The organism is Streptomyces sp. HD, from assembly GCF_028369295.1.
In the GTDB taxonomy this organism is placed as follows: Bacteria; Actinomycetota; Actinomycetes; order Streptomycetales; family Streptomycetaceae; genus Streptomyces.
Map to the genome: position 1 here is coordinate 1 of NZ_JAQMYP010000111.1, position 8,931 is coordinate 8,931.

The following is an 8,931-nucleotide window of genomic DNA, read 5'->3' on the forward strand; positions in this document are numbered from 1 at the left end:
GACCTCGGTGGTGGTGTCCGGTGAGCCGGAGGCGCTGGACGAGCTGCTCGCCGAGTGCGACAGCGATGGCGTGCGGGCCCGCCGTATCGCGGTGGACTACGCCTCCCACTCCGCCCAGGTCGACGCCCTCAACGACGACCTGCTGGCCGAGCTCGCGGAGATCCGGCCCCGGTCGTCGTCGGTGGCGTTCTACTCGACCGTGACCGGCGAGCAGATCGACACCGCCGGACTGGACGCCGGGTACTGGCTGCGGAACATGCGGGAGACCGTCAACTTCGAGGCCGCCGTGCGGGCCACGCTGGACGAGGGGCATCGGAACCTGCTGGAGGTCAGCCCCCACCCGGTGGTGGTGATGGCCGTGCAGGAGATCATCGACGGTATGGGGGTCTCGGCCCATGTGTCCGGTTCCGTACGGCGGGACGACGCGGGTACCGGGCGGCTGCTGACGTCGCTGGCCGAGGCGTATGTGGCGGGTGCGCCGGTGGACTGGTCGGTGTTGTACGCCGAGAGTGGTGCGCGTCGGGTGGACCTGCCGACGTACGCCTTCCAGCGGCAGCGGTACTGGCTGCGGCTGCCCGTCTCCGGGTCCGGCGACGTGACAGCCGCCGGACTCCGCTCCCCCGGGCACCCGCTGCTCGGCGCCGCAGTGGAGCCCGCCGAGTCCGACGGGCTCGTGCTGACGGGCCGGCTCTCGCTGCGTGACCAGCCCTGGCTGGCCGACCACCGGGTCATGGGGACGGTTCCGTTGCCGGGGACCGCGTTCGTGGAACTGGCGGTGGCCGCGGGCGACCTCGTCGAGTGCCCGCACGTCGAAGAACTGACCATGCAGGCCCCGCTCACGCTGCCGCCGGCCGGCAGCATGGATCTCCAGCTCACGGTGGGCGCCCCCGATGACTCCGGGCGGCGCGAGATCGGGTTCTTCGCCCGTACGGAAGAGGAGTTCGCGGCGGCCGAATGGACCCGGCACGCGACGGGTGTGCTGTGCCCGGCCGGTCCGGTGCCTCAGGCGGCACCGGCCGCCTGGCCGCCGCGCGACGCCGAACGGATCCAACTCGGTGATCTGTACGAGGACTTGGCGGACGGGCCGTTCGCCTACGGGCCCGCCTTCCACGGTCTGCGGGCAGCCTGGTCACGCGGCCGGGAGGTGTTCGCGGAGGTCCGGCTCCCCCAGGAACTGCACGAGGCGGCGGGTGAGTACCTGCTGCATCCCGCGCTGCTGGACGCGGCCCTGCACGCGGTGGGTCTGGGCGAGCTGCTGGACGCCGGGACCGGGCCGTTGCGCCCGTTCGCCTGGAACGACGTGTCCCTGCACGCCACCGGCGCCACCACCCTGCGGGTGACCCTGTCGCCCGCAGGGGAGAACGCGGTGTCCCTGCACGCCGTGGACGGCACCGGCGCCCCGGTCGTCACCGTCGGTTCGCTGCTGCTGCGGCCGGTCGATCTCACCGCGCCGGAGGCCGGGCCGACCGCCGCGCACTCCTCGCTGCTGGCCATGACGTGGACGCCGGTGCCGCTGCCCGCGGTCGAGGCGGCGCCGTGGGCGGTGGTGGGCGCGGCTCCGGAATGGGCGGACGCCGACAGTGGTGCCGTGCACCACCCGGATCTCGCGGCGCTCTCCGCGTCGGTCACGGCGGGTGGGCCGGTGCCGTCCTTCGTCGTCCTGGCCCTGCCCGACGACGATCCGGCCGGTACGGGGCTCGCGGACGTCACCCGAGAACGTGCCGGAGCGGTGCTGGACGCCGCGCGCGCCTGGGTCTCCGAGGATCTCGACGAGCGGCTCGCCCCGGTGCCGCTGGTGGTGGCCACGACCGACGCCGTGGGCACCTCGGAGCGGGACGGGGTGAGCGGGCTGGGCTCCGCGCCGCTGTGGGGACTGATGCGTTCGGTCCAGTCGGAGAACCCCGGCCGGTTCGTGCTGCTGGACATCGACGGGACCGCCGGGTCCGGGCGGGCGGTGCCGGCCGCGGTCGCGTCGGGGGAGGCGGAGCTCGCCCTGCGGGACGGGGTCGCGCTGGTGCCCCGCCTGAACCGGCTGCCGGCCGCCGCCGAGGTTCCGGACGCCGTGCCCGGTGCGGGGCTGGACGCGCTCGACCCGGCCGGCACGGTGCTGGTGACCGGGGCGACCGGCGGTCTCGGCGCCCTGGTCGCCACCCGGCTCGCGGAGCAACACGGCGTACGCCATCTCCTGCTGCTCAGCCGACGGGGTCCGGACGCCGATGGTGCCGGTGAACTGATCGGCCGACTGGAGGAGTTGGGCGCCACGGTGACGTTGGTGGCGTGCGACGCGGCGGACCGCGCGGCGCTCGCCGCGGTACTCGACCGGATCCCCGCCGGCCATCCGCTGAGCGCGGTGGTGCACTGCGCGGGCACCGCCGAGAACGCGCTGCTGGCCTCGCTGGGGCCGGAGCTGATCGACCGGGTGTTCCGCGCCAAGGTGGATGCCGCGGTGCATCTGCACGAGCTGACCGCGGACCTGGACCTGTCCGCCTTCGTGCTGTTCTCCTCGATCGCGGGCACCCTCGGTGGCACCGGTCAGGGCAACTACGCGGCCGCCAACACCTTCCTGGACGCCCTCGCCCAGCACCGCCGCCGGCACGGACGTGCGGCCACCTCGCTGGGCTGGGGGCTTTGGGCGACCGAGCGTGGCATGGGCGGCGGCCTCACCGAGGCCGCCTCGGCGGGCACACCGATGCGCGGGGTGTCCGCGCTGCCCACGGACGAGGGCCTCGCCCTGTTCGACCTCGGCTGGCGCTGCGCCGAGCCCGTCGTCTTCCCGGCCCGCCTCAACGGCGCAGCCCTGCGCGCGCAGGCCGCGGCCGGTTCCCTGCCGCCGGTGCTGCGCGGTCTGTTCCGGGTCCCGGCCAGGCGGTCGGCACAGACCGAGGGCCAGGACGCGGGCACCGAACTGCGGCGCCGGCTGGCGGACATGATGCCCGTGGAACGCCAGGAGACCCTGCTGGCGCTCGTCCGCGACCGGATCGCCGCCGTGCTGGGCCACACCTCCGCCGACCAGGTCGAGAACGACCGCCCGTTCCGCGACCTGGGCTTCACCTCGCTGACCGCCGTGGAACTGCGCAACCGCCTCAACGCGGCGACCGGTCTGCGACTGCCCGTCAGCCTGGTCTTCGACTATCCGACCCTCGGGGAACTGGTGACACTGCTGGTCACCAGGCTGTGCCCCGACGGGGCCGGGGGTGCCGGGAGGCCCGAGGACGAGGAGGAGGCGGCCGTACGCCGTGTCCTCATGTCCGTTCCGCTGAACCGGCTGCGGGAACACGGCCTCCTCGACGCGCTGCTGGCGCTGACGGGGGACGAGGAGGCGAAGCCGGAGGCGGCCGACCGCAGCGAGGAGATCAAGTCCATGGACGTGGCGGCGTTGCTCGCCATGGCCAGGAGCACGACTGACCAGTGACCGGACAGTTGGCGCGAATACGTCGCGCAAGTGGGGCGACATAGGGGGCGGGTGTAGGGGCCGACCCTGCATAGCCTGCGAGGAAGGCCGACCTGTCCCCTCCCGTCGTTCCTCTGTGCTTGAAGAACCTTACGAATCTGGAGAGCAATCCATGGCCGAAGCGCCTTCTGAACCCATAGCGTTCCCGTTTCCCGACCCGCCGTCGGTCGTCGAGATGCCCCCGGAGCTGGCCGAGATCCGGGACGGCGAGTCCGTGGTGGAGGTGAAGTTCCCGGACGGCATCACCGGCTGGATGGTGACCAAGCACGCCGATGTCCGCAAGGTGCTCGTGGACTCCCGGTTCAGCAGCAAGGTCATGGCCGCCGCGGCCGCCGCCATGTCGGAGACCGAGTCCGGCAAGCTGATGAACGAGTCGCTCGTCGGCATGGACGCGCCGGAGCACACCCGCCTGCGCAAGCTGGTCAGCAAGGCCTTCACCGCGCGTCGGGTGGAGCAGCTGCGGCCCCGGGTCGTGGAGCTGGTGGCCGAACTCCTCGACGAGCTGGAGACGCTGCCCCGTCCGGTGGACCTGGTGAAGAGCTTCTCCGTTCCGCTGCCGGTCCGTGTGATCTGCGAACTCCTCGGTGTGCCGGCCGGCGACCAGGACACGTTCCACGCCTGGTCGAACGCGCTGCTCGGCGACTGGCAGCAGGTCGTGGAGAAGGAAGCGGCGACGGTCTCGCTGGTGAAGTACTTCGGTGACCTCATCGCGATCAAGCGGGAGAAGCCCGCCGACGACCTGATCAGCGAGCTGATCGCGGTCAGCGACGAGGAGCACAGCACGCTCACCGAGCGCGAGATCATCGCGCTGAGCATCGGCATCCTGAGCGCGGGCCACGAGACGACCGCCAACCAGCTCAGCATGTTCCTGGTGACCCTGCTGCACAATCCCGAGGAGTTCGACAAGCTGCGGAAGAACCCCGAGGCGATTCCGCAGGCCGTCGACGAGCTGCTGCGCTTCGTGCCGCTCACCACGACCGGCGGCATCATCCCCCGGCTCACCACCGCGGAGGTCGAACTGAGCAACGGCAAGGTGCTGCCCGCCGGCGTGGTGGTCCTGCCCGCGGTCGCCACGGCCAACCGTGACCCCGAGGTGTTCGAGGACGGCGACCGGCTGAACCTGTCCCGCGAGCAGAACCCGCACCTGGCGTTCGGCGCGGGCATCCACTACTGCCTCGGCGCGCAGCTCGCCCGTATCGAGCTCCAGGAGGCGTTCCGCGCGATCCTGGACCGCATGCCCGAGGTGCGGCTGGCGGTGCCCGAGTCGGAGCTGCGGCTCAAGCCGGCTTCGATCATCCGCGGACTGGAGAGCCTGCCCATCACCTGGTGACACGGCGCTCGGCGCACAGCACGGCAGCGGGCCCAGCAGGTTGACACCTGCTGGGCCCGCTGCCGTTCGTCTTCTGCCCGACCCGACGCAGTCGGCGCCGTGCTCTCCCGCACACGCGACGGGCCGTGCTCCCGGTGCGGGAGCACGGCCCGTCGACGCCGGCAGTCCTACGCGTCACGCTCCAACAGCCACCGGTGCACCGCGTCCGCGGTGACATCCCCGCTGCCTTCCAGCATGGTGTAGTGGTTGCCGGGCACATCAATCGCGTCATGGGGCAGTGGCCAGGCAGCCTGCCATTGCTCGGCCGGCGGCTGCTCCTGCCCCGGCTCGATGCCGTAGCACTCCGAAGCCCGCACCAGCAGCGTCGGGATCGAGGTCTCTTCGGGCTGCCAGTGCTCGAACATGGCGAAGTAGGCGGCCATCGCCGTGAGCCGGGTCCCGGTCATCTGGCCGAATTCCTTCTCCAGCTCCAGGGCCTTGGACTCCATCACCGGCACGATGTAGGAGGTGGCGTCGTAGCCGGCCATGTAGCTGTCGATCAGCACCAGCCCCTTGGGGGCTCGGCCGCGTGCCTCCAGCCTGGCGGCGACCTCATGCGCGATTCGTCCGCCGGAGGAGCGCCCGGCCACGACGAACGGCTCGTCCTCGACCAGTTCCTCGATGAGTCGTACGGCGTACTCGGCCGCCGCGTCCACATCGGCGGCGACCGGCTGGCCGGTGACGAAGCCGGGGAGCATCAGGGACCACATGTCGCGTACGCCGCGCAACGGTACGGCCATGCCGACCAGTTCCTGGTTGCTCGCCCACACCGACTGCGACGGGAACCCGATGATCTTCGGATGCTGCCCTCCCTCGGCGAGCCTGACGAGCGTCGGTCCGTTCCGGATCTCGTCCGGAGCGGAGAAGCTCACCCGCAGATCGACCGAGTTCTTCAGCACGCTGTGCCCGAGGTCGAGCCGGCCCAGCTCGATGGAGCGCCGGTAGAGGGCTTCCACCCCGTTGATCACCGCGATGTCCCCGGTTTCCCCGGCGCCGGCAGGGCCAGCGGTGTCCTCGGCCTGTTGCGGGGCCTGCACGGCGACGGCCGTGCCGGCCAGCTGGTCGCCGAGTTCGGCGGCGAGGGCGACCGGTGTGGGGTGGTCGAAGACGACAGTGGACGCCAGGCGCAGCCCCGTGCGTTCGCTGAGCCGGTTGCGCAGTTCGACGGAGGTGAGCGAGTCGAAGCCCAGCTCCACGAAGCCGCTGCCCTCCTCGATTGCCTCCGCGCCACTGTGCCCGAGCACCTGTGCGACCTCACCGCGGATCAACTCGGTGAGCACGGCCAGTCGTTCCGCGCCGGTCGCGCCGGCCAACCGCTCGTGCAGCTGTGAGGTGGCCCTCGCGTCCGATCGGGTGGCCCGTCGCTGCGGGGCCCGGACCAGCCCGCGCAGTAGCGGCGGTACCTGCTGCCCGGTCGAGGCGGGCGCGGCCTTGGTGTTCATCCGCATCGGTACGAGCAGGGCCTCGGTGCCGGCCGACAGGGCCTGATCGAAGGCGTCCATGCCGGACTCTGTGGTGAACGGGGTGAGGCTGCCGCCGTGGGCAAGCCTGGCGCGCTCGGCCCGGCCGAGGCCGGCGGCCATGCCACTGGGCTGCTCCCACCAGCCCCAGGCCAGTGCGGTACCGGCCAGTCCCGCTGCCCGCCGGTGCACGGCGAGGGCGTCCAGGAAGGCGTTGGCCGCGGCGTAGTTGGCCTGTCCCTGGCTGCCCAACAGGCCGGCGACCGAGGAGAAGAGAACGAATTCCCGCACCGGCGCCTCTGCCGTCAGCTCGTGCAGATGCCAGGCCGCGTCGGCCTTGGCCCGCAGGACCGTGTCGAGCTGGTCCGGGGTGAGCATTTCGACGGTCCCGTTCGCCAGTACGCCCGCGGTGTGCACGACGCCGGTCAGCGGCTGTTCCGCCGGAACGTCCCGCAGTAGCGCGGCCAGCGCGTCACGGTCCGCGACGTCGCAGGCCGCGATGCGGACCTCGGCACCGAGTCCGGTCAGCTCGGCCAGCAAGGCGTCGGCTCCCGGGGCGTCCTCCCCGCGGCGGCTGGCCAGCACCAGGTGCCGGACTCCATGTGCGGCCACGAGATGACGGGCGACCACCGAACCGAGCGCTCCGGTACCACCGGTGACCAGCACGGTGCCGTCCGGACCGAAGCCCGGGGAGACCTCCGGCGCACGGGTGTGCCGGGCCAGCCGGGGTGCGCTCACGGCGCCCACGCGCAGGGCGAGTTGCGGCTCACCGGTGTCGAGCGCCGCGGGCAGTGCCCGGTACGACGCGGGGTCGTCGTCGAGGTCGACGATGACGATCCCGCCCGGGTGCTCAGACTGTGCTGCCCGTACCAGGCCCCATACGGCCGAGGCGGCCATGTCCTCGATCCGGTCCGTGGCGACGGCTGCCACCGCGCCCCTGGTCAGCAGCACCAGCCGGGAAGCCCTGAGGCGGGCGTCGGCGAGCCACTGCTGGAGCACCTCCAGTACCCGTCGGCCGGCGTCATGGGTGGCCGTGACGATGCCGTCCCGGTCGCCGCCGAAGCAGGACATCACCACTACGGGCGGGGCGGGCTTGCCCGACTGGACGGTGTCGATCAGGGACTGCGGGTCCAGGTACGGCGTACCGGTGAGTCCGGCCTCGACCAGGCGCGGGCGGATCTCCAGCGGGTCGAAGCCGAGCATCGCCCATTCCCCGGAGACGGCCTTGGGTTCGACGGGCACAGGGGTCCACGTCACGTCGAACAGTGTGTCCTGCCGCGGTGCGGAGGCGGTGAACTGCTCCAGTGCGGGGGCGCGCATGGCCAGCGAGTCGACCGTGGCGACCGGGAGCCCGGAGTCGTCGGTCACGGTGACGACCACTTCGTTGTGTCCCGTCGGGGCCAGGTGGACCCGGGCAACCGTGGCGTGGGTGGCGTGCAGCCGTACTCCCGTCCAGGCGAAGGGCATGCCACCCTTGATCGGCTCACGGTCGGCCGTACCGCCGAGGACACCGAGGGCGAGGGGTTGCAGGGCCGCGTCCAGCAGCGCCGGGTGCACACCGAACCCGCTGTCCGTGTCGCCGGCCTCGTCCGGGAGCCGGACCTCGGCGAACAGTTCGCCGTCCTTGCCCCACAAGGCCCGCAGCCCCTGGAAGACCGGCCCGTAGGTGAAGCCGGCCTCGGCCATGTCCCGGTAGAAGCCGTCGACCGCGATCTCCGTGGCGCCGTCGGGCGGCCACGCCCCGGCCGGCTCCTGGGCAGGATCCACTCCCCCGTGCTCGGCCAGTACTCCGGTGGCGTGCCTCAGCCATGGCTCGTCGTCGCCCGCGTCGTCGGGCCGCGAGTACAGCACGATGGTGCGCCGGCCGGTCTCGTCGAGCCCGCCGACTGTCACCTGGACCGCGCGGCCGCCTTGCTCGCCCAGCACCAAAGGCGCCTCCAGGGTGAGTTCCTCGATCACCTCGCACCCTGCCTCGCTGCCTGCGCGCAGTGCCAGCTCCGCGAACGCGGTACCGGGCAGCAGCGCGGTACCCAGCAGCGCGTGATCGGCGATCCAGGGCTGCGTGGCCAGGGAGAGCCTGCCGGTGAACAGGAAGCCGTCCGAATCGGGCAGCCTCACACCGGCACCGAGCAGCGGATGACCGGTGGCCGTGAGTCCGAGGTTCGCGGGATCGCCGCCACCGGTCGCGAACGAGTCGAGCCAGTAACGCTTGTGCTGGAAGGCGTAGGTGGGCAGCTCGACCCGGCGTGCACCGGTACCGGCGAACGACGCCGACCAGTCGACGGTGGCACCCTCCGCCCATACACTCCCCAGCGCCCTCAACAGCGAGGCCTGCTCCGGGTGTTCAGCCCGCAGGACGGGCACGCAGACAGCGCGGATGCCGCTGTGGTCGAGGGTCTCCTCGGCCATCGCGGTCAGCGTGCCGCCCGGCCCCAGCTCCAGGAACTTGTCCACACCCCGGCCCAGCACAGCCGTGACGCCGTCGGCGAACCGGACCGCCTCACGGACATGCCGCACCCAGTACTCCGGGGTCGTCAGCTCCTCACCCGCGATCCGGCCCGTCAGGTTGGACACCACCGCGATCCGCGGCGCACGGAACTCCACCGAACCCAGTACTCCGGCGAACTCCGCCAGCATCGGCTCCATCCGCA

The 8,931-nt window shown here is 72.1% G+C and carries 3 protein-coding genes; 2 read left to right on the top strand and 1 reads right to left on the bottom strand.

The features are described 5' to 3' along the window. Positions 1-3,412: type I polyketide synthase (locus POF73_RS45245; protein WP_272125374.1), on the top strand; the 3,412-nt coding region annotated here is incomplete at its 5' end. A gap of 151 nt (positions 3,413-3,563) precedes the next feature. Then, positions 3,564-4,781 (top strand): cytochrome P450, encoded by a 1,218-nt coding sequence (locus POF73_RS45250; RefSeq protein ID WP_272125375.1) that lies wholly within the window; start codon positions 3,564-3,566, stop codon positions 4,779-4,781. 167 nt (positions 4,782-4,948) lie between these two features. On the opposite strand, the gene POF73_RS45255 is transcribed toward POF73_RS45250, so the two are convergent. After that, positions 4,949-8,917 carry a type I polyketide synthase gene (locus POF73_RS45255; protein ID WP_272125376.1) on the bottom strand — a complete coding sequence of 1,323 codons (3,969 nt, stop codon included), beginning with the start codon at positions 8,915-8,917 and terminating at the stop codon, positions 4,949-4,951. Positions 8,918-8,931 lie beyond the last annotated feature (14 nt).

Excerpts from the sequence above, each read along its gene's own strand:
- POF73_RS45250 (WP_272125375.1), top strand. The coding sequence starts at position 3,564 with ATGGCCGAAGCGCCTTCTGAACCCATAGCGTTCCCGTTTCCCGACCCG.
- POF73_RS45255 (WP_272125376.1), bottom strand. The coding sequence starts at position 8,917 with ATGCTGGCGGAGTTCGCCGGAGTACTGGGTTCGGTGGAGTTCCGTGCG.